The following is a 20,808-nucleotide window of genomic DNA, read 5'->3' on the forward strand; positions in this document are numbered from 1 at the left end:
TTCATTTTGCCGTATCGAGGGGCGCGAGATACAAATAAATCGCGCGATGGCCTCCACCGGGTAACGAACTGCCCAAACGGCAATGGGTCACCTTCACGTCGCGTACATAAGCATGGTCATGTGTGACGCCAATCAGACCAAAGGCTTGGCTGACCGTAGTGCCCATAAAGCCGCCACACCGCACCCGCGTCACGTTGCCATATTTGCGGAACTGGCTCATCGCGCCGTCCCAAGGCGCTACGCCAAAGTCGCCCAAAACGGCAACGGGGCCATCTTGATCGCCTGCACGTACGGCGGCCCGGTTCAGCTGCGACTCACGTGCTGCGCCAGCTCCGTTACCGCCGTTTGAGGGTGGGGGCCGGGTGGCGATGATGGTTAGGTCACCAGCCGCGGTGCGCGCAATCGTCGGTTCGCCCGGGATCGTTGACGACTGCCAGCGACCGCGCGACAAAACGGCAATACTGGTGGGATCTGCAAAGTTGGGTGCCTCAATCAATTTCCATCCCGAAGGTGGAGCCAACACGCTTCTGGGTGCCTTCGCGATCAACACAAGGCCAGCCTTTTGTCGCGCTGCCTCACTCAAGACTCGCTCGAGTGCCTTTTCCTCGCCTGCCACGTTCGCCCAAGCAACCACGGCATTTGAGATTTGCCCGCCTTTAGGACCAGCGCCCAGAGCCGGCACGACAACCAGTAGATTGATAGCCCCCACCAAGGCAGACGCAATCATCATCGTTCGGCCGCGAACGACCGCCCATGACAATCCGGCAGTGAGAGCCAAAAGGGTCCAATACCAGCGATAACTGGATACGGCATCAAACGGATAGCCTAATGGCGCAAGGAACGACAACAAGGTGAATAACAGGGCTACGGCAAAAAGTGTTGTTCCGGCTATAGTCGCTGCCAGCTTTTGTGCCGCCTTACGCCGCCCAATGGCGCTGCGCTTCATGGTGGCGCGACGTTGTGCCGCCCGCGACAGCCCTTTAGCTTGGACGGCTGCCGCTGCACCCGCTTGGATATTGTCTTGAAAGGGCGGGCGGTCTGACTCAGAACTGGGCGCGTCGAATTTGGGGGCGTCGGCCACAGCCACGGGCTCTTCCAAATGGACATGGCGGGGCGAGTCCAATTTTGGTTCTGGCTGTGACTCTGAAAGAACTGCGTCTTCTTCCAAGCATGATGCTTGTGCAGCTTCGTTCACGCGCTCAGTTTGCTCACTTGGCGGCAGGGGCGCGATATCTTCCGGCACTGGCTGGGCCATTATGGCCTCAGGCTCAGGTTCAGGTGCGGCGGCATTAGCGTCAACTAGGCTTGCCACGTCCTGTACCAATTCAACGGGTTTGGGATCATTCTGGACCTCGCGCTGATTTTGGGATTCAGTTTCGAGGTCTTCAGCTGCGTCCGCAGACGAAGCCGTGTCTGTAACCGGATTTTCCATCCAGTCTAATAGGCTTGGCTGATTGGATGGTTGGGCTGGCTTTGCTGGCACTTGGGTCGCCGCCTCAACCAAATTTGGTGCGACGACAGGTTCTGGCTCGTCAAAAATGCTTTGATCTGGGTCCAGCGACACGCCAGGACTGGTGGCTACCGGCATTGGCTCGTCGCGGACAGTGCGACCCAATAGCGGGTCGAACTCGTCGTCCAATTCGTCAACTGGCCCCAGTCTTAGGATCGGTTTTGCCATATTTGCCCGACTCTCTCATCCGCCAAACAAGGCTAAAAGCTTGCGCGCAATCTATGGCGTGCACCCATCAAGGCTCGCACAGAGCCAAGGTCTCCTTTACGGAAACAAAGGCTCCATCGTCAATCCTTGTGACTCAGGCAGGTCAAAGGCAACATTCATGTTTTGAATGGCTTGCCCGCCAGACCCTTTGACCAAATTGTCGATCACGCCGACTACGATCACCCGGTCCGGGATCCGGTCAGGGAAGACGGCGAGGATACATAGGTTCGAACCCCGTACCCAACGTGTATCAGGCGAAGCGCCTTTGGCCGCCAGCTTCACAAAGCGCTCGCCCTCATAAGTTTTGGCCAATACGGCGCGGACATCGTCCACGGTTGCGCCATCAGCCAGTTTCAGATGGCAGGTCACAAGTTCTCCACGCGCCATAGGCACCAAATGTGGTGTGAAATTCACCAATACTTCGCTACCTGACACCAGTGACAATTCCTGTTCGATTTCTGGCGCATGGCGGTGGTTGCCGACGCTATAGGCATGCAGGCCTTCAGCCGCTTCACAAAAGAGATTGCCTTCTTTGAGGCCGCGTCCTGCACCCGACACACCCGATTTCGCATCGACGATTATGTCCTGGGGAAGAATAATTCCGGCTTCGACTAAGGGCTTTACGGCCAAAAGCGTCGCGGTGGGATAACAACCGGGGCAGGCAATGATGTCGGGTCTTTTGACCAGTTTATCGCGCGCAAACTCGGTCAGACCATACACGGCGCTGCGGGTCTTTTCGGGGTGCAGATGGTTGCGGCCATAGGCTTTCGCATAGGCATCTGGGTCACGAAACCGGAAGTCGGCGCTCAGATCGATAACAGTTACATGGGCCGGAAGTTCACCCAACAGCTCTTCACTTGCCCCATGTGGCAGACAACCAAACGCGACATCCACACCATCCCAATTGACGTCTTCAGCCTTTACCAAAGTGCGATCGGCAAAAGGGTGTAAGTGAGGGAAGAGGTCACCCAACGCACGCCCGGCCTGCGCATTGGCCGTAATCGCGCCGATACGAACATTCCCATGGTGGGCGAGCAGGCGAATAGTCTCCGCCCCCGTATAGCCAGAGGCACCAAGGATTACGGCATTCAAAGTCTGGGTGGTCATGGGATTTGCTTTCAAAGTCCAAAACGAAAAACGGGCGGCCCGCTAAGGCCGCCCGCTTGAAACATAGAGATGTTTGACGCGTAGGTCTTAGCGCTTGGAGAATTGGAAGCTACGGCGTGCTTTCGCGCGGCCATACTTCTTACGCTCAACCACACGGCTGTCACGGGTCAGATAGCCAAATGGCTTCAGAACTGGACGCAGACCCGGCTCAAAGCGGGTCAAAGCGGTTGCGATACCGTGACGAACGGCGCCAGCTTGGCCCGATAGACCGCCGCCCTTTACGGTGGCGATCACGTCAAATTCCGTGGCGCGGTCGGTCACCTGCATCGGCTGGTTGATCACCATGCGCAGCACAGGGCGCGCGAAATAAGCGCCTTGGTCTTTGCCATTGATGGTGATTTTGCCGGTGCCGCGCTTTACCCAAACGCGTGCAATCGCGTTTTTGCGCTTACCGGTCGAATAAGCACGACCCAAGGAATCGATTTCGGGTTCACGAACGACGACTTCCACAACACCTTCACCGGTGCCCATGGATGCGAGGTCTTCGAAGCTCTTTGCTACTTCTTCCATTATGCGGCCCCGACGTTCTTGCGGTTACGACCCTTGAAATCTACCACTTCTGGAGATTGGGCCTCATGTGGGTGTTCAGCACCAGCGTAAACGCGCAGCTTGCCGAATTGCGAGCGAGCCAAGGGGCTTTCCTTTGGCAACATGCGCAGAACGGCCTTTTCCAGCACGCGCTCTGGGAAGCGACCGCCGAGCAAACGCGCAGCCGTGGTTTCCTTGATGCCGCCAGCATAGCCGGTGTGGCGATAATAAACTTTGTCACGCAGCTTGTTGCCGGTAAAAACAACCTTTTCTGCATTGATGACGACAACATGGTCGCCAACATCAGCATGAGGTGTGAAATCTGGACGATGCTTGCCGCGCAAACGCATGGCGATAAAGGTCGCGAGGCGGCCAACAACCACCCCTTCGGCATCTACCACGATCCATTTACGGTCGGCTTCGTGCGTCTTGGCACTGAAGGTCTTCATGGAGTTTGTTCCAAATGAATGTGACCGCCCGAAAGGGGCGGCCACTTGAGAGCGGCGCTTCTAGGCTGTGGGCTGATCAAAGTCAACAGCCTTAATGAAATTGGTTTGAAAACAAGACATTGAAGATATGGTATTATATTACCTTGCGAATGGAATTGCCTTTTTGGGCACGCGCCGGCAATTTCACCCTACTGCCGCAACCGCAAAGGAATGTCATTGGCCCCGCCTACATTGCTGCCCACGCCCGTTGGTACTGGCACGGGAGAGCCTTCATAGTCTGAGTTGATGACCAATTGGGCGGCATTATTGACGATTAGGCGATAAGCGACAATCACGCTCCATTGCGAGGCCTCCGCCACCGTTCCGGGCGAATTCACCAATAGATTCGAGTTGGGCAGATAAATTGTCCCCAAAAGCTCATCGACATTGGGCGAAAGAAAGCTGACAGAACTGGCGTTAGTCCGACTTGCCACAATGACAAATCCTGCCCAAGGGCCCGTCTCGCGGCCTTTGAGGGAAGTTGAGGCCGGTGCGCGCACCGTCAATTCCCCTTCAATCAGCATCATGACTGCATTTTGCCCTTCAAGGCGAGAGTTTTCGCTGAAAATGCTTGGCAAACAAAAATAATGCTCACCGGGCTGAAGTTTCATCGTCGAGGTACATCGCATGACAAATTGTGTGCGGTGCATCCCTGGTGACAATGTGAGCGTGCCCTTTGTCCAAACATCTGTGCCGCCGTGAGGAACTGAACTGCAAGCTTTGGGCGGACTAATCGCTCGGTCCAAAAACGGGTCGGGAATTTTCAAAGCGCCGACATTTGGGGTAGGCGAAATCGTGCCGCCTTGGCTCGATCCACTTGTCCGTACCGTCCCGGCCGTGACATGTGCACGATCCTTTAGGACGATGTCCCCATTGGCGTGTACGACGCAGCCTTTGGCCACTAAGCCACTGGTGCCGTCGCCAGATATGGCATTTTCGCCGATCGCTTCATTTTGGCCAAGTATGCACAGGGGTTGGCGAACCATATTTTCTGCCACGGCGCGCACTCGGATCTAAAAGCCGCCCTTGGGGACCAAATTTCCGAAAAACGAGGGGCGAACGGCAAAGCCATCAACGGCAAAGACGCCTTCTCTCTCCACGCGTGCGCTAAAGGCAACCCGGGCGCGCTGGGTGTAATTGCCGACTTGGGTAATTGCAAAACGCTCTGCAAAGTTTTTGGCGTTGCGCTGGCTTGAGCCCGACACCATCAAATCGCGGGCACCTGCCAGTGCTGCCGCGTCGGCCGCCGCTTGCATCACGGCTCGCTCATTGGTCAAGGCCACCAGTTCTACAGCCATGACCACCGCAATGGCACTCGGCAACACCAAGAGCCCTGTCATGATGGTCAGGTTGCCGCGTGACCGCACAGGACGGCCTGCCCTGATCGGAGGCGAAAGGAACTTGTCCCGAAAACGCAAAACACTCACTCCCAACCAGAGTAAAGTTGTATCAGAGACACATTGGCGAAACTTTAATTACTCTTCACGGGTTTTACCAAAAGAGTAGGCCTACACTTTTAGCTAATAGGTTTAGAGCATCCTTTTCTTGCCCTAATGTTTGCGATGAAAGTGTAGTTGCTCTGGGTTAGCAGCACCCTCTACGCGCTGCACAGATTCAGTAGCGTTGAATCCACATAATCCCATTGAATGGGGTCAAATCCCATGTTATCCCATTGATGATTGCATTGGGGGCTCTATGCGTTTTGTTTCGACCTATGACGCGGGATTGGATGACAAGCGGCGGGTAACCCTTCCGGCTGACTTCCGCGCCGGGTTGAAGGCTGAAGGTGATACACAAGACCACGTGCGCGTATGGCCCGGTGATGGCGACTGGTTGGAAGGTGCCGACGACCGCTTCATAGCGGCGCTGTCGCAATCAGCTGAAGATATGGCGCAAGATGATCCGGAAGCTGCTGAAGCTGCCACTTTGGCGATTTTGGGTGGCTCTCGGAAGTTGGCTTTGGATGGGGCGGGTCGGATCGTTCTGCCGGAAGCCTTTGTGTCTCACGCGGGCCTCGGCGAGCGCATTAGTTTCATCGGTCTTGGACCTTACTTCCGTATTGCAAGCCCTGAAGTGGCTGGACACATGGCGCAAGCTGCGCGGGATCGGACAGCGGCGACCAAAGCCAAGATTTTTGCCATGGCCCGGCGCAAGGTGCGCGAAGGGGATGGGCAATGAGCGGCCATCTCCCCGTCATGCTAGCCGAAGTGCTGGAAACCCTTGCCCCTCAAGCGGGTCAGGTGATTGTGGACGGCACCTTTGGCGGCGGCGGATATACGCGCGCCATTCTTGCAGCGGCACCGTGTCAGGTCATTGGCCTTGATCGCGATCCCGACGCTTTTGCGCGCGGAAAATCGCTGGAGCAAGAGATACCCGGTCGCTTCACCATGGTCCAGACGCAGTTTTCCAAACTGGACGAGCTGCAAGCCCCGATAGATGCTATTGTGCTCGATATTGGCGTCTCATCTTTTCAGATCGACCAGCCAGAGCGGGGCTTTTCCTTCATGCAGGATGGCCCACTCGACATGCGCATGGGTAAGGATGGCCCCAGCGCCGCCGATGTAGTCGCGCATTTGAGCGAGGCGGAACTCAGCACCTTATTCCATATTTATGGCGAAGAGCGTGAAGCGCGCCGGATTGCACGCGCCATCGTGACAGACCGGGTTGCCACGCCCTATCTGCGCACATCCGAGCTCGCTGGCGTCGTCTCGCGCGTAATCGGTCGCAAGCACCAAGACCATATTCATCCCGCCACCCGCGTGTTCCAAGCGCTGCGCATCTATGTGAATGATGAGATGGGTGAGTTGGAAAGGGCTCTGGTTGCGGCGGAGGCAATCCTGCCGCCGGGTGGCCGATTGGTGGTGGTAACATTCCATTCACTAGAGGATCGCGCCGTCAAAACCTTTTTGAATGATCGCAGCAAAGAGGCCGTAGGCTCTCGCCATGCGCCAGCTCAAGCGGGTCCAGCGGCAAGTTTCACGCTGATTAATCGGAAGCCCTTGAATGCGACTGAGGCCGAAGTGGCAAGCAACCCACGCGCGCGTTCTGCAAAACTGCGGGCAGCTATCCGGACTAGTGCGCCCGCACGGGCAGGGCGGGTAACTGGCTTAAGCGGTGTTCCAACCCTTGATCAGATTAAGAGGGCCGCATGACACTGACCCGAACCCATTTGTTTGGATTTGTTGGCCTAGTGGCTTTGGCTTTTGCTCTTTATTGGGCGAAAGCAGAGGCCCAAGCTGTGCGCGAAAAAGTCATCGCCCTCCAAGAAGAAGTCGATAATGAACGCCGTGCTGTGCGAACATTAGAAGCGGAACTGACATGGGTTGAGCGCCCAGACCGCTTGGAGGCTGCGGCCAAGCGGAATCTGGGCCTTGTGCCGTTGACGGCGGATCGTATCGCAACCTTGGACGAGATAGATCAAATAGCGCCTTTACGCACCGCTTCGCCCGTCCCAACCGTCGACTCCAACGTAAAGGCAAATGCTCCTGCCGCTATCGCAGAACAACCAGCAGCCTCGGGTGCCCACGCATCTAAATCTATTGCGGCAAAGCCTGCCACAGTTACTACGGTGGTTGGCCGATGAGCGATCCGCGCCGCCCAGAGCCCAGCTTCGATTGGCCCCGGCCCACCCCACGGGATCAAGGCGGCATTGGTACCATGCGCGGGCGGACTATTGCGCTTGCCGTCGCCTTTTGTGCAGGTTTTGGTTTGCTGAGCCTGCGGGCTGTCCAAATCGGTCTATTCCGCCCCGTCGATGAGGCTGCTACCGCGGCACGTGCAGCTGTCGCGCCGCCGTCAAAACGCGCCGATATCGTCGATAGAAATGGTCAATTGCTGGCAACTTCGCTGGTGGCTCATTCCCTTTATGCCGATCCTAAACGGGTCTGGGATCCGGTGGAGGCCGCGCGCGCTTTACGCACAGTCTTCCCAGAAATGGATGAAGCGGAATTGGTTGAAAAGCTCTCCAGCCGCTCGCGCTTTGTTTGGATCAAGCGCCGTCTGACGCCCAAACAGAAGCAAGCCGTGTGGGAATTGGCTCAGCCAGGTTTGGAATTTATCGAAGAGTCCGAACGCATTTATCCCATGGGTCATTTGGCAGGCCATGTGGTTGGCTCTATGCATCCTGATGGCTCGGGCATTAATGGCATTGAGCGAGCCCTCAATGACCGTCTTACCACCGGGGCGGGGACAGAACCGGTTCGTCTTTCGCTCGATATGCGCATTCAATACATTCTTGAGCGTGAATTGGGCGAGGCGGCCACAGCGTTCCGCGCCGATGGCGGGGCTGCGGTGATGTTGGATGCCAAAACAGGTGAGGTGATTGCCTCGGCCTCTTGGCCTTTCATGGACCCGAACCGGCCCGAGGCGCATACGCCCAACCAGCAGAATAATCGGGTGACTAATTCGCGCTTTGAAATGGGATCGACCTTTAAGGTTTTCACCGTCGCCATTGGTCTTGAAGACAATATCATTACGCCAGAATCGGTTTTTGATGCCCGCGCCCCAATGCGGATCGGCTCTGAAATGATTTCAGACTTTCACGCGATGAATAAGATTGTCTCTGTGTCTGAGATTTTGGCGCATTCTTCCAATATCGGAACGGTTCGCATCGCGCGTTCTGTTGGTGCACCGCGCGTGCGGGAGTTTTTCTCGCGCCTTGGGCTGATGGAAGCCGCGGGCGGCGAACTTTTTGAAAATGCGCGGCCGCTTTTGCCGAAAAGGTGGAGTGAAATCACCGCCGCAACCGCTTCCTTCGGTCATGGCATTGCTGTTTCGCCGATGGCAGTGGCAGGTGGCTATGCGGCTGTCTCCAATGGTGGTCATTATATCCGCCCGACCTTTATTGCTCGCGACCCAGCCGTGCCGGTTTCCAGTCGCGCGGTGCTCACGCCTGCCACATCTAAGACCGTCGTAAAGCTCATGCGCGAAGTAGTAACTAATGGCACGGGCAAGAATGCCGATGCCCTAGGGTATGAAGTTGCCGGCAAAACTGGGACGGCAGAGAAAGCAGGGCCGAACGGCTATGACTCAAACCGTCGGGTGTCGAGCTTTGCGGGTGTCTTCCCGGCGTCAGACCCGCGTTATGCCATTGTTTTCTTGTTGGATGAGCCAAAGGGCAATGCGCAATCTGGCGGTGTTGCTACAGCGGCCTATGCGGCTGCACCTTCTGTCTCGCGAATTGTTGCACGTTCTGCACCGCTTCTGGGGATTGCGCCAACGCGCGCGTTAGCTCAGATGGAGCTGCCACGCGCGCCGACCCAAGTGTCAGCGCCACCACCAAAGACCAATCCGTCGCAGAAAGCGACGCAGGGGGAGCCATGAAACTCGCCGATCTCCTCGACCTTGAGTCGGGACATCCAGCTGCAAACCTCACCATTACTGGCCTATCATCCGACAGTCGCAAGACCAAGCCGGGAGACTTGTTCGCCGCCCTTACCGGTAGCCAGAGCGATGGCCGTGCCTTTGCATCCCAAGCGGTTGCCGCGGGTGCCGTCGCCATTCTGGCAGAGCCGGGATTGGCCGAATGTGGCGTGCCTGTGATTGAAGTGCCCCACGCGCGGTCTGCCCTTTCCACGGTGGCTTCGCGCTTTTTTCCCCGGCAACCCGCCTGTGTGGTTGCGATTACGGGCACCAATGGCAAGAGCTCAACGGTTGATTTCTTGCGGCAGATTTGGACCCATGCGGGGCGGGCGGCAGCCAGTGTCGGCACTTTAGGGGCCATAGGTCCAAAGGGCCGGATTGATTTGGGCTTTACAACCCCCGACCCAATCGCCTTGCATGCGACGCTTCAAAGCCTAGCAGATGATGGCATCACCCATATTGCGATGGAAAGTTCCTCGCATGCCTTGGACCAGCGCCGCATGCATGGTGTGCGCTTGGCTGCAGCCGGCTTTTCCAATTTGACCCAAGACCATCTCGATTATCACGGCACGATGGCGGAGTATCGCCAAGCAAAGCTGCGGCTATTCAATGATCTGTTGAGCGCGTGCCAACCCGCCATTGTCAATGCCGATGCAGCTGAAGCACCGGCCTTTGAAGAGGCGGCAAAAGCTAAATCACTGGATCTGAAGCTCGTCGGGTGGCGCGGCGATTTTCTCAAGATTGAAGAGCTTTGGCCCAAGCCTGCCAGCCAACGGGTAGATTTGCGCTTTGCAAACAAGACCTATCCTGTCGAAATTCCGCTCATCGGCGAGTTTCAGGCGCTGAATGCCGTCATGGCAGCGAGCTTTGCTCTATCCTTGGGCGAAGAGCCTACGAAAGTGTTTGAAGGTCTGGCTGGCCTTAAAACGGTCAAAGGTCGGATGGAGCATATTGGAAGTACCGAAGACGGGGCCCATGTGTTTGTCGATTATGCACATACGCCAGACGGCCTCGATGTCCTGTTGCGCGCTGCCCGCCCCCATGCGCCAGGTCGCGTCGTGCTGGTTTTTGGCTGCGGCGGGGATCGCGATAAGGGCAAGCGACCATTGATGGGCGGCTTAGCGGCCAAATTCGCGGATGTCGTCATCGTCACAGACGATAATCCCCGTACCGAAGATGCAGCTCAAATCCGCAAAGAAGTCATGGTCGGTTGCCCCCGAGCGCTGGAGATTGGTGACCGGGGCGAGGCGATTGCCCATGCCGTCGGCCTGCTCAAGAAAGGTGATTGTCTGTTGATCGCGGGCAAAGGTCATGAAACCGGGCAATTAGTCATGGGCCAAATTCTGCCCTTCTCTGATCAAGAAGCTGCCGGTTCGGCACTTTTGGCGCGGGGAGGTACGCTTGACTGATCCTCTCTGGAATTCAGCGGCTGCCGCCTTGGCGGTATCGGGTAAGGCGCAAGGCCAATGGGCTGTCAATGGTATTTCGATTGATAGCCGTGCGGTAGAGCCAGGCGATTTGTTTGTGGCCCTCAAAGCCGAACGCGATGGCCACAGTTTTGTGCGCATGGCGCTGGCTGCTGGTGCCGCTGCGGCTATGGTCGTTGATCCGACTTGTGCAGATGCCGGTGCGCCCCTGTTGATTGTGCCTGACACGCTGCTGGCGCTTGAAAATCTTGGCACCCAAGCGCGCCGCCGCAATGTGATTGCAACCCGCGTCGCTATCACCGGTTCCGTTGGGAAAACGACGGTCAAGGAAATGACGGCGACGGCATTGTCAGCCACCGCCAAAACCCACCGATCGGTTAAATCCTACAATAATCACTGGGGCGTGCCCTTGACCTTGGCCCGGATGCCAGGGGACGCCCGCTTTGGCGTGTTTGAGATTGGCATGAACCATGGCGGGGAAATCTCGCGCCTGTCGCCACAGGTCCGACCCCATATTGCTGCCATTACCATGGTCGCACCCGTGCATATTGAGCATTTTGCCGATGAGACCGGCATTGCTGATGCTAAAGCAGAAATCTTCTTGGGCCTTGATGCGGGTGGGACAGCCCTGATCCCCGGCGAGAATCGTCACGCCGCCCGGCTTGCCGCCCGCGCGCGCGACCGCGATGGTATCTCCATTTTGACGTTTGGCATGCAGCCCGGCTTTGATGCGCATATTGTATCGATTGACGAGATGGAGCAGGGCCGCCGGGTGACGGCGGACATCTTGGGGCAGCAATTGAGCTGGATCATTCAAGAGCCGGGCGCGCATTGGGTTCATAATGGCTTGTGTGCTTTGACATTGGCGGTGCTAGCCGGTGGCGACGGGCAAGCCGCAGCGGCGGCCCTGTCGCAATTTGGCGCGATTGATGGTCGCGGCGTGTCTCGGCCAATCCAGCTCGCTTCGGGCGGCTTCTTCGTGCTGGTGGATGAGGCCTATAATGCCAATCCTGCCTCGATGGCTGAAGCCATTTCTACGCTTTCTAGCCGCGCCGGCCTGCGCCGGATCGCAGCGTTGGGCGACATGTTGGAATTGGGCGCGCGCGAAAACGCCTATCATGCGGAGATTGCTGGAGACGTTATCCGCGCTGGAATTGACCTCGTCTTTTGCGCCGGTCCGCGCATGCGGCATTTATGGGATGCCTTGCCAGAGGCACAGCGCGGAGCATATGCCCCCACCGCTGCAGAGCTTGCCCCTATCCTCTCTCAAGCGGTCCAAGCGGGGGATGTTGTGATGGTCAAAGGATCAAATGGGTCGAAGATGGCCGAAGTTGTGCGTGCGCTGCAAGCACTTGAAGCCCCCGCTGGAGAGAGCTGATGCTGTACGAATTGCTGCACCCCCACTTTAACATCTTCACCTATCTGACGTTCCGTACGGCAGGTGCTGTGGTGACGGCGGCCCTGATCATGTTTGTGTTTGGCAAGCCAATGATTGGCTGGTTGCGAGTTAAACAGGGCAAAGGTCAGCCGATCCGGACCGAAGGGCCTGAGACGCACTTCAAGAAAGCTGGAACCCCAACCATGGGTGGGGCGATGATCTTACTCTCCATTTTTGTTGGAGCGCTTTTATGGGCTGACCTGAAGAACCCCTATGTCTGGATCGTTTTAGGGGTCACGGCCGGCTATGGATTTATTGGCTTTTTGGATGATTATGCCAAAGTCGCCAAACAAAAAACCGATGGGGTTTCCTCGCTGTTCCGATTGGCGGGCGAGTTTGTGATCGCCTTCATTGCGGTCTATTTTGTTGCCCAGCTACAAAACGCGGGGGATAATGCGCCGCCAGGCTTTGGGACCTCGATAGCCTTTCCCTTTTTCAAGGATTTGCTTTTGAACCTAGGCTGGTTCACGCTGATTTTTGGCATGATTGTCGTTGTTGGTTTCGGCAATGCCGTGAACATGACCGACGGCCTTGATGGCTTAGCCATTATGCCTGTGATGATTGCCTCGGCTACTTTTGGACTCATCGTTTACCTCGTCGGAAACTTTGTCTTCGCGGACTATCTCCAGCTTCATTTTGTGCAAGGCGTGGGCGAGATTGCCATTATCCTTGGTGCGGTCTTGGGCGCGGGCCTAGGCTTTTTGTGGTGGAATGCGCCGCCTGCTCAAATCTTTATGGGCGACACAGGTTCTTTGGCGCTTGGCGGCCTATTGGGCATCACCGCGGTTGCGACGAAGCATGAGTTCGTCCTCGCCATTGTCGGCGGCCTGTTCGTCTTGGAATTGGTCTCCGTCATCGTCCAAGTCACCAGCTTTAAGCTAACCGGCAAACGGGTTTTCCGTATGGCACCCATCCACCATCATTTTGAGAAATTGGGTTGGAGTGAGCCTACTGTGGTGATCCGCTTCTGGATCATCGCCACGATCTTGGCCTTGATCGGTCTGACCACATTGAAGCTGCGTTAGAACGTAAGGACCGAAGCCCATGTTCCCTGTCACCACGTTCAAAGGCCAAAAAGTTGCCGTCTTCGGCTTGGCTCGCACAGGGATTGCCGCAGCCTTGGCTTTGAAAGCTGGTGGTGCGCAGGTTTTGGCTTGGGACGATGGCGAGGCGGGCCGGGCCGCAGCTATCGCGCAAGGCTTGATACCTATTGATCTGTCAACCACGGATTTTGCCGATATAGCCGCGCTGGTCATGAGCCCAGGCGTGCCCATTTATGGCCCGAAGCAGCATTGGACCGTAACCAAAGCCAATGAAGCCAAAGTGCCTGTGATCGGGGATGTGGAACTTTTTGCACGTGAGCTTAATGCAATTCCCGAAAGCCATCGCCCGATGGTTGTCGCCATAACAGGCACGAATGGCAAATCTACTACGACTGCTTTGATCGCCCATATCTTGTCGTCGAATGGCAAAGATGTCCGGATGGGCGGCAATATTGGGACCGGCGTACTCGCGCTCGATCCACCCCGTCCGGAAGCCATTTATGTGCTGGAGTTGTCCTCTTATCAGCTCGATCTAGTCGAAAGCCTGCGTGCCAAGGCAGCTGTCCACCTCAATCTGACGCCCGATCACCTTGAACGCCACGGTACGATGGAACGTTATGCAGCCGCCAAACGGCGCATTTTCAACAATCAGGTGGCAACAGATTGGGCGATCGTTGGCGTCGATGATGATTGGGGCATGGCTTTGTGCACGCGCATGAATGCGGGTGCCCAACGCATTGTGGTGCCGATTTCTGCCTGCCAAGCCCTCGGCAAAGGCGTGTGCGCATTGGGCTCTATGTTGTGGGATAATTTGGATGGTCGCAGCCAAATGGTGGTCGACCTCGCCCATGCCCATGCGCTTCCGGGGTCTCATAATGCCCAAAACGCAGCAGCAGCCTATGCCGCAGCACGCGCCTTAGGCCTTAGCGCTCAAGCGATCACCAAGGCACTGATCAGCTTTCCGGGCCTTGAACACCGCCTGCAGGAAATTGGCCAAATTGGCCCGATCCGCTTTTACAACGACTCCAAAGCCACCAATGCCGATGCCGCCGCTCAGGCCTTGGCAGCTTTCCCTAAACTGCGTTGGATCGTTGGCGGGCAAGCCAAGCTGGGCGGCATCGACAGCCTCGCGCCTTTGTTTGACCATGTCACCAAGGCCTATCTGATTGGCGAGGCCAGTGAGACTTTTGCGAAGACGTTGGAGGGCCACATCGAGTTTGAGCAATGTGGCACGATCGATGTAGCCACCGCGCGTGCGTATGCCGATGCGCAACAGACAATGAGCGAGGAAGTCATCGTGCTGTCACCGGCCTGCGCCAGTTTCGATCAATTTCCAGATTTTGAAGCGCGTGGGCGGCATTTTGCGGCCTGTGTGAAAGGACTCATTAACCCTGATGATGGCCTATCGGCGCAAGCGCTGCCTGCCGCTGAAACGGCCTAGCGCGACCACGTCCTTTTTGGAGCCACCCTATGGCGATGCTCGCTTCTGTCAGACTGCCACGCGCTGAATTTTCTTTTATCTCGGATTGGTGGCGCACCATTGATCGCCCGGTTGTGTTGATCGCGGCCGTCTTGATGACCATGGGGCTGGTGTTCAGTTTTGCCTCTTCCGGGGCAGCAACGGGCCGGCTTGGCTTCAATAACGAGTATTTCTTCGTGCTGCGCCAAGCCATGTTTGTGACCATTGGCGCATGTGTTGTGGTGGCTTTGTCTTTCTTAAGTCCCACCGGTGCGCGTCGAGCTGCCGCGCTTTTCTATCTGCTGGCCATTGCCCTGATGATTTATATTCTGATGTTTGGGCATGAGGCCAAAGGGGCGCAACGTTGGCTTCGCATTGGCGGGTTCTCGTTCCAGCCTTCAGAGATCCTCAAACCGTCCTTAATTGTGCTGGCAGCTTGGTTGTTCTCCAAACGGATGGAGAACCCTTCCTTCCCCGCAGCGCGCATTGGCATGGCGCTCTATGTGCTGCCGGTGGCGCTATTGATCGCCCAGCCCGACATCGGCCAAACTGGTCTTTTGACCATGGCTTTTCTCACCGTATTTCTGATCTCTGGCATGTCGTGGGTTTGGATTGCCGCCTTTGCCGGTGCGGCAGTGGTAGGCGGCGGGGTTTTGTACTTTGCCTTTGAACATGTGCAAAAGCGTGTTCAGGGCTTCTTGAACCCAGAAGCGGGTGAAACCTATCAAACTGACCGCGCCCTTGACGCCATTGCTGCCGGCGATTTTTTGGGGCGAGGTCCCGGTGAAGGCGAAATCAAGCACTTCCTGCCTGACGCCCATACCGACTTTATCTATTCGGTCGCTGCTGAGGAATTCGGGCTGATCGCGAGCGTGGGCCTTGTGGTTCTGTTCTGTTCGCTGGTGGTTCGCGGCCTTCTGATTGCCAATCGCCAAAGCGAGAATTTCCCACAATTGGCCGCAACTGGGCTGTTTGCTTTAATCGGCTATCAGGCGGCGATCAATCTGGCGGTGAATCTCAATCTGATGCCAGCCAAGGGCATGACGTTGCCCTTCATCTCCTATGGCGGTTCGTCCATTCTAGGCTCTGCTGTAACCATTGGTCTGGCGCTCGCCTTAACCCGCAAGCGACCTGGACAAGATTTGCGCAATGGCAAGGCAACGGGTTGGGTGGGCTGGTAGGCACGCAAGACCCACCTTATTCAGCAGTCACTCACCGCCCAAATCGCTTCAATCTGTACTCAAAGCGCCCTAAAGAACGGGCCAATTACCTTTCCAAGGATTGAGTACACGCATGGGTCCTTTGATTATTATTGCTGCTGGTGGCACGGGCGGTCATATGTTTCCCGCCCGCGCTTTTGCTGATGCAATTGTCGCTCGAGGTGGCCGCGTCGCTTTGGTGACCGACCCACGGGGCAAGCGCTATACCGAAGGCTTTCCCGCCGAAGAAGTTTTGATCTTGCCGGTGACCAATGCCGATGAAGGCGGGATCAAGGGCAAGATTGATGCAGGCTTTGCCGTGATGAAAAGCCTCAATCTTGTTGGCCCCTTTATCAAGAGTCACGACCCCTCCGCCATTGTGGGTTTTGGCGGTTATCCAACCTTTCCGGTGCTGTTTTCCAGCGGCAAAGTGCCCGTTATTGTGCATGAGCAGAATGCAGTCCTAGGCCGCGTCAATCGATTGTTCCAAGGCAAGGCTGTCTCGATTGCCTCTGGCTTTGCGCAATTGGACGGGTTGGAGCAACCTAACAAACACGCTGTTGTGGGTAATCCCGTGCGCCGACCCATCGTCGATGCGCGTTTGGACGGCTATCCCGATCTCTCCAGCGGCAATCTGCGCATTTTGGTGACGGGCGGCAGCCAAGGCGCGCGTGTTTTGGGTAGCATTGTGCCGCAGGCCATTGCGTCCCTACCAGAGCATTTGCGCGCCCGCTTATTTGTCTCCCATCAAGTGCGTGAAGAACAATGCGATTTTGCCCGCGACACCTATACCGAGGCTGGTGTTCAGTGTGAGGTTTGGCCCTTCTTCAAAGATATGGCTGACCGTCTGGCCAAATGTCATTTGGTGATCGGCAGGGCGGGGGCCTCGACCATTTCTGAAACGGCCGTCGTCGGTCGACCTGCGATTTTGGTCCCGCTACCGGGGGCAACCAATGACCATCAGACATTCAATGCCGAAGCCTTGGCGAGTGTCGGTGCAGCCGATGTCATCAAGGAGTCGGAATTCACCGTCGATGCCTTGGCCCAATTGCTTGAAAACCGCCTGACTGCTCCCGATGCATTGCAAAAGCGCGCCAAAGCTGCCCGAGGCGTCGGTAAACCCGATGCGGCCGAAGCCTTGGCTGACCTGGTATTTGCGGCGATTCAACAAGGGGTTTGATTTACGGGCGCTCAGACTTCCTTAGTCCTGCGTCTTTCAAGCCACATTAGACCCAATCCACATACACTGACTGCAAACATAATGGACGTTGGTAGAAAATGTATTACACCCAATTGGCTGAGGCTGGGCCAAGGGCGACCATCTCGAGTGAACGTTATCCATAATGCCGAGGCAATTGTGTAAAGCAAAGCACTCCAAAGTGCGGACTTCATTAAAGCCCTGTGACTAAGATTTGCCATGATCGCGACTAAAGTAAATGGAAGCGCTATTGGACTGAAAACAATAAACATTAAAATGGGATATAGTCCGTTTTCTGAGCCAAGCAGCTGTGAGGCTAATGCCAAGCATGCCCAAGTTCCGATCGGCAGCAAAGCCACGCCAGACAGAGCGCTTGAAAGCCGTTTGGCTAAGAAAGGACCGTCAGCCGGCTTATTCAAGGCTCTCAAGAGTTGCCACGCGGCATTCCCCAAAAGCAAGAAGGTAACGATCAGCAAGAAAGAACTGGCCAATGCGCTGACTTCAGAACTACTGTTTAGCGCTATGAAATCTCGTTGATAATCATACTCCCATTTCTCGAAGCCACCGTTAGATCTAACCGTTTCAAAAGCTGTTTTGCAGAGTCCAAACAGCATCGCGAAAATTCCAAGCAAAGCTGGAAAGATGATCAGCCGAGAAACGCCGCCTAGCGTCTGAAAATTTGCAACTCCCGCTGAGGTAAAGCACCCAAGCGCAAAACCCAGATGATCGGCCTCTAGCGCTTCAAATTCATGGGCCATTGCGTCAGCCCAGTTTCTCCGCTCGGGCGGCATGATGGCGTGGGCAAGGCGAATTATGACTGCTGCAAATGCGGGCTGTCTGCTGATCATGCTGGCTGCCCCCCAAGGATGACCTCATCTGGTGCTGACGCACTGGTTAGTTGCGCCGCCAAACTACAGCCAGCGGGCGTAAGCTTGTAAGCATGGCGTTGTGGGCGACCCAGCGTTTCGGCTTCAAGCCATTTGGCTTCGAGAAGACCCCGATCCGCTAATCTCATCAGGATTGGGTAGAGCGTGCCAGACTTCAGGCCAGTCGCTTTGAGCAAATCATACCCATAACGCCATTCAAGAGGGGTGTCTGCCAGCGTTTGGACGAGGGTGCGGGCCTCTTTGGAGAGCGGTCGATTTCGTTTCATGTGCTTAATACAACATATGTAGAGTTAATGGTCAAGGTAGAGAATTGGGTGGCTGTGCAGGGTTTCAAACAGCGCTCAGAGTTGCCACTTTCGCGCTTTCGGTGTTCACAGAGAAACTCGTGAATCAGAAAGTCCCAAGCCATGCGAACCAATTCCATCCCCCTTGATATCGGTGCCATTCATATTGTTGGTATTGGCGGGATTGGGATGAGCGGGATTGCCGAAGTGCTTGCCCATTGGGGCCATAAGGTTCAGGGCTCGGACGCCAAGGATAGCGCCAATCTCGACCGCTTGCGCAAGGCCGGAATCACGGTGTTTGTCGGCCATGAAGGGGCGCATGTGGCCGAAGCGGGGATTGTGTTGATCTCCTCCGCCGTCAAGCCCGATAATGTGGAAGTTGTGGCCGCCCGCGATCTCGGCATCCCCGTGGTACGCCGCGCTGAGATGCTCGCTGAACTCATGCGTCTGGGCTGGACCATTGCGGTGGGTGGTACCCATGGCAAGACAACGACCACCTCTATGGTCGCAACCCTTCTTGATGCGGCCGACAAAGACCCCACTGTGATTAACGGCGGGATTATCAATGCCTATGGCACCAATGCGCGGGTTGGCTCTGGCGATTGGATGGTGGTGGAGGCCGATGAAAGCGACGGAACCTTCACCAAATTGCGCCCCACCATTGCTATCGTCACCAATATGGATCCTGAGCATCTGGACTTTTATGGCACAGCCGAGGCGATGGAGGCAGCGTTTGAGACCTTTGTGGCATCTGTGCCTTTCTATGGTTTTGCCGTCATGTGTATCGACCATCCAGGCGTGCAGGGGCTGGTCGCGCGTGCCACTGATCGGCGCGTGGTGACCTATGGCTTTAACCCGCAAGCCGATGTGCGGGCTCTAAACCTAGAGGCTGATCCAGATGGCTCGCGCTTCTCGGTTGCCTTTGCGGCCAAGCGTGGCAGCCCGGCGCATCAAATTGATGGCCTGCACCTGCCGATGCCCGGTCTGCACAATGTCACCAATGCCTTGGCTGCGATCAGCGTGGCGCGCGAACTGGGTGCAAGTGATGCCCAGATTGCCAAAGGCCTGATGCAGTTTGAAGGCGTCAAGCGCCGCTTTACCAAAGTGGGCGAGTGGCAGGGTGTGCGCATCATTGATGATTACGGCCACCATCCGGTTGAGATTGCCGCCGTGCTGAAGGCCGCCCGTCAAGTCACGTCCGGCAAAGTGGTTGCAGTCGTCCAGCCGCATCGCTTTACCCGCTTACAGGCTTTGTTCGATGATTTCGCCCGCTGCTTCAATGATGCCGATGTGGTCGCCATTGCTGATGTCTATACAGCTGGCGAGGCCCCGATTGAGGGCGTAGACGCCGATGCCTTGGTGCGCGCCGCCCGCGATCATGGCCATAAGCGCGCCTTGAAACTGGCCTCGCCTGACGATCTTCCCGCGCTCCTGAAGGCTGAGTGCACGTCCGGCGATATATTCGTCTGCCTCGGCGCGGGTGACATCACCGCTTGGGCGAACGGGCTGCAGGCGAAGTTGTAGGGACACCCACCATGCCAAATCCTTCTGACCTTCAAGCCTCCATCATTCCAGTCACGCCGTTTCAGCAGAACACTACCCTATTGTGGTCGCAGGCGACCAAGGAGGCTGTCTTTGTTGATCCCGGTGGTGAGGTGCCACGCCTGTTGGGGGCGGTGCAGCATTTGGGGGTGAAGGTGGTGGCCATTTGGCTCACCCATGGTCATTTGGACCATGCTGGTGGGGCGCAGGAATTGTCGCGCACACTTGGCGTCGACATCATTGGCCCACACGAGGATGATCAATGGCTGTTGGATGATATTGTCGCCCAATGGGCCAAATATGGTCAGACCTCAGGTTATGAAAACTGCGTGCCGACCCGCTATCTGAAGGACGGCGACACGCTAGAGCTTGCGGGGCATCAGTTTGACGTTGTCCACTGCCCCGGTCACACACCGGGCCATGTTGCCATCATCAATAAGGATGCCAAAATCGCCTTTGTCGGTGACCTGTTGTTCAAGGGTTCGATCGGGCGCACCGATTTCCCAAGAGGCAATTTCGACGATCTGGTTGCCTCCATCACTGGCAAACTCTGGCCCTTTGGCGATGATGTCCATTTCGTGCCCGGCCATGGCGAGATCAGCAATTTCGGCTGGGAGCGTAAGACCAATCCCTATGTAAGCGACTTGGCATTGGGAAGGGCATAGGGGTATCGAAACGCTTCGAGATAAAAAGGATCCCCACCCCCACGATGTCATGGCCGCCGAAGCGTTAGCGCAGAGCGGGGACCTTGCGGGACCCTCCGGCACTAGGCCTAGGTCGGCGACTCGGCTGACGCAATCGGGGATGGCATCGTTCAAGGCTTTGTCTGTCTGGACTCATTTTGGTGGAAACCCTGTTTCACCAAAATGAATCGTCAAGCATGTCCGCGACATCTGGGTCGTCAAGTGCGCAGCTTTGCTGCGTCGCAAGCGATCCGTTTTCGAAGAAAACGGACACTTGACTACCCCGATGTCGCAGAAACAATTTCGGGTGCGGTTTGGTGGACCAGAGGGATCACCAAAGCGCGTTCAGATAAAAAACCTAACCAAAACCACCGTCATCCCCGCCGA

20 protein-coding genes are annotated in these 20,808 nt (G+C 56.4%); 12 read left to right on the forward strand and 8 right to left on the reverse strand.

Going from position 1 to position 20,808, the window contains the following annotated elements; all coding sequences use genetic code 11:
* Position 1: 1 nt before the first annotated feature.
* The 6 genes from B7364_RS02075 to B7364_RS02100 all read right to left on the reverse strand — a co-directional run bounded on the left by B7364_RS02075 (position 2) and on the right by B7364_RS02100 (position 5,318).
* Positions 2-1,678 carry an endonuclease/exonuclease/phosphatase family protein gene (locus tag B7364_RS02075; protein ID WP_085338281.1) on the reverse strand — a complete coding sequence of 559 codons (1,677 nt, stop codon included), beginning with the start codon at positions 1,676-1,678 and terminating at the stop codon, positions 2-4.
* A 96-nt stretch (positions 1,679-1,774) separates the two neighbouring features.
* Entirely contained in the window at positions 1,775-2,824 is a 1,050-nt protein-coding gene (gene argC, locus B7364_RS02080) for an N-acetyl-gamma-glutamyl-phosphate reductase (protein ID WP_085338282.1), read from the reverse strand.
* Between the two features lie 87 nt (positions 2,825-2,911).
* Positions 2,912-3,394, reverse strand: coding sequence for a 30S ribosomal protein S9 (gene rpsI, locus B7364_RS02085; RefSeq protein WP_085338283.1), 483 nt, complete (start codon positions 3,392-3,394; stop codon positions 2,912-2,914).
* A complete protein-coding gene (gene rplM, locus B7364_RS02090) occupies positions 3,394-3,861 on the reverse strand; it encodes a 50S ribosomal protein L13 (RefSeq protein ID WP_085338284.1) in 468 nt (155 codons plus the stop codon). Before rplM ends, rpsI begins: the two co-directional genes overlap by 1 nt.
* 188 nt (positions 3,862-4,049) lie before the next feature.
* Positions 4,050-4,886 carry a hypothetical protein gene (locus B7364_RS02095; protein WP_157893429.1) on the reverse strand — a complete coding sequence of 279 codons (837 nt, stop codon included), beginning with the start codon at positions 4,884-4,886 and terminating at the stop codon, positions 4,050-4,052.
* A gap of 27 nt (positions 4,887-4,913) precedes the next feature.
* Complete coding sequence (locus tag B7364_RS02100; protein WP_157893430.1) at positions 4,914-5,318, reverse strand: pilus assembly protein TadG-related protein; 405 nt, start codon at positions 5,316-5,318, stop codon at positions 4,914-4,916.
* Positions 5,319-5,595: 277 nt separating this feature from the next.
* Between B7364_RS02100 and B7364_RS02105 the strand changes: the two genes are divergently transcribed.
* From B7364_RS02105 to B7364_RS02150, 10 genes are all read left to right on the forward strand, one after another.
* Positions 5,596-6,078, forward strand: coding sequence for a division/cell wall cluster transcriptional repressor MraZ (locus B7364_RS02105; protein WP_085338287.1), 483 nt, complete (start codon positions 5,596-5,598; stop codon positions 6,076-6,078).
* On the forward strand, positions 6,075-7,052 hold the full coding sequence (gene rsmH, locus B7364_RS02110; protein ID WP_085338288.1) for a 16S rRNA (cytosine(1402)-N(4))-methyltransferase RsmH: 978 nt from the start codon (positions 6,075-6,077) through the stop codon (positions 7,050-7,052). The genes B7364_RS02105 and rsmH overlap by 4 nt, the downstream gene beginning before the upstream one ends.
* A complete protein-coding gene (gene ftsL, locus B7364_RS02115) occupies positions 7,049-7,483 on the forward strand; it encodes a cell division protein FtsL (RefSeq protein ID WP_085338289.1) in 435 nt (144 codons plus the stop codon). Before rsmH ends, ftsL begins: the two co-directional genes overlap by 4 nt.
* Positions 7,480-9,222, forward strand: coding sequence for a peptidoglycan D,D-transpeptidase FtsI family protein (locus B7364_RS02120; RefSeq protein ID WP_085338290.1), 1,743 nt, complete (start codon positions 7,480-7,482; stop codon positions 9,220-9,222). Before ftsL ends, B7364_RS02120 begins: the two co-directional genes overlap by 4 nt.
* The gene (locus tag B7364_RS02125) at positions 9,219-10,670 is read left to right on the forward strand and encodes a UDP-N-acetylmuramoyl-L-alanyl-D-glutamate--2,6-diaminopimelate ligase (RefSeq protein ID WP_085338291.1); all 1,452 of its coding nucleotides are present in this window, start codon (positions 9,219-9,221) and stop codon (positions 10,668-10,670) included. Before B7364_RS02120 ends, B7364_RS02125 begins: the two co-directional genes overlap by 4 nt.
* Complete coding sequence (locus B7364_RS02130) at positions 10,663-12,066, forward strand: UDP-N-acetylmuramoyl-tripeptide--D-alanyl-D-alanine ligase (protein WP_085338292.1); 1,404 nt, start codon at positions 10,663-10,665, stop codon at positions 12,064-12,066. The genes B7364_RS02125 and B7364_RS02130 overlap by 8 nt, the downstream gene beginning before the upstream one ends.
* Positions 12,066-13,151, forward strand: a complete 1,086-nt coding sequence (gene mraY / locus B7364_RS02135) for a phospho-N-acetylmuramoyl-pentapeptide-transferase (protein WP_085338293.1) — start codon at positions 12,066-12,068, stop codon at positions 13,149-13,151. Before B7364_RS02130 ends, mraY begins: the two co-directional genes overlap by 1 nt.
* A gap of 19 nt (positions 13,152-13,170) precedes the next feature.
* Complete coding sequence (murD, locus tag B7364_RS02140) at positions 13,171-14,610, forward strand: UDP-N-acetylmuramoyl-L-alanine--D-glutamate ligase (protein WP_085338294.1); 1,440 nt, start codon at positions 13,171-13,173, stop codon at positions 14,608-14,610.
* 29 nt (positions 14,611-14,639) lie between these two features.
* Entirely contained in the window at positions 14,640-15,809 is a 1,170-nt protein-coding gene (locus B7364_RS02145) for an FtsW/RodA/SpoVE family cell cycle protein (protein WP_085338295.1), read from the forward strand.
* A 112-nt stretch (positions 15,810-15,921) separates the two neighbouring features.
* Entirely contained in the window at positions 15,922-17,007 is a 1,086-nt protein-coding gene (locus B7364_RS02150; RefSeq protein WP_085338296.1) for a UDP-N-acetylglucosamine--N-acetylmuramyl-(pentapeptide) pyrophosphoryl-undecaprenol N-acetylglucosamine transferase, read from the forward strand.
* An 11-nt stretch (positions 17,008-17,018) separates the two neighbouring features.
* Here B7364_RS02150 and B7364_RS02155 read toward each other — a convergent pair whose 3' ends face one another.
* A complete protein-coding gene (locus B7364_RS02155) occupies positions 17,019-17,873 on the reverse strand; it encodes a hypothetical protein (protein WP_085338297.1) in 855 nt (284 codons plus the stop codon).
* The gene (locus B7364_RS02160) at positions 17,870-18,178 is read right to left on the reverse strand and encodes a PadR family transcriptional regulator (RefSeq protein WP_085338298.1); all 309 of its coding nucleotides are present in this window, start codon (positions 18,176-18,178) and stop codon (positions 17,870-17,872) included. Before B7364_RS02160 ends, B7364_RS02155 begins: the two co-directional genes overlap by 4 nt.
* A 141-nt stretch (positions 18,179-18,319) precedes the next feature.
* On the opposite strand from B7364_RS02160, the gene murC reads away from it, so the two are divergent.
* The gene (gene murC / locus B7364_RS02165) at positions 18,320-19,720 is read left to right on the forward strand and encodes a UDP-N-acetylmuramate--L-alanine ligase (protein WP_085338299.1); all 1,401 of its coding nucleotides are present in this window, start codon (positions 18,320-18,322) and stop codon (positions 19,718-19,720) included.
* An 11-nt stretch (positions 19,721-19,731) separates the two neighbouring features.
* Positions 19,732-20,403 carry an MBL fold metallo-hydrolase gene (locus B7364_RS02170; protein ID WP_085338306.1) on the forward strand — a complete coding sequence of 224 codons (672 nt, stop codon included), beginning with the start codon at positions 19,732-19,734 and terminating at the stop codon, positions 20,401-20,403.
* Positions 20,404-20,808: the final 405 nt, after the last annotated feature.

The organism is Aquidulcibacter paucihalophilus (assembly GCF_002105465.1).
Taxonomy (GTDB): Bacteria; Pseudomonadota; Alphaproteobacteria; order Caulobacterales; family Aquidulcibacteraceae; genus Aquidulcibacter; species Aquidulcibacter paucihalophilus.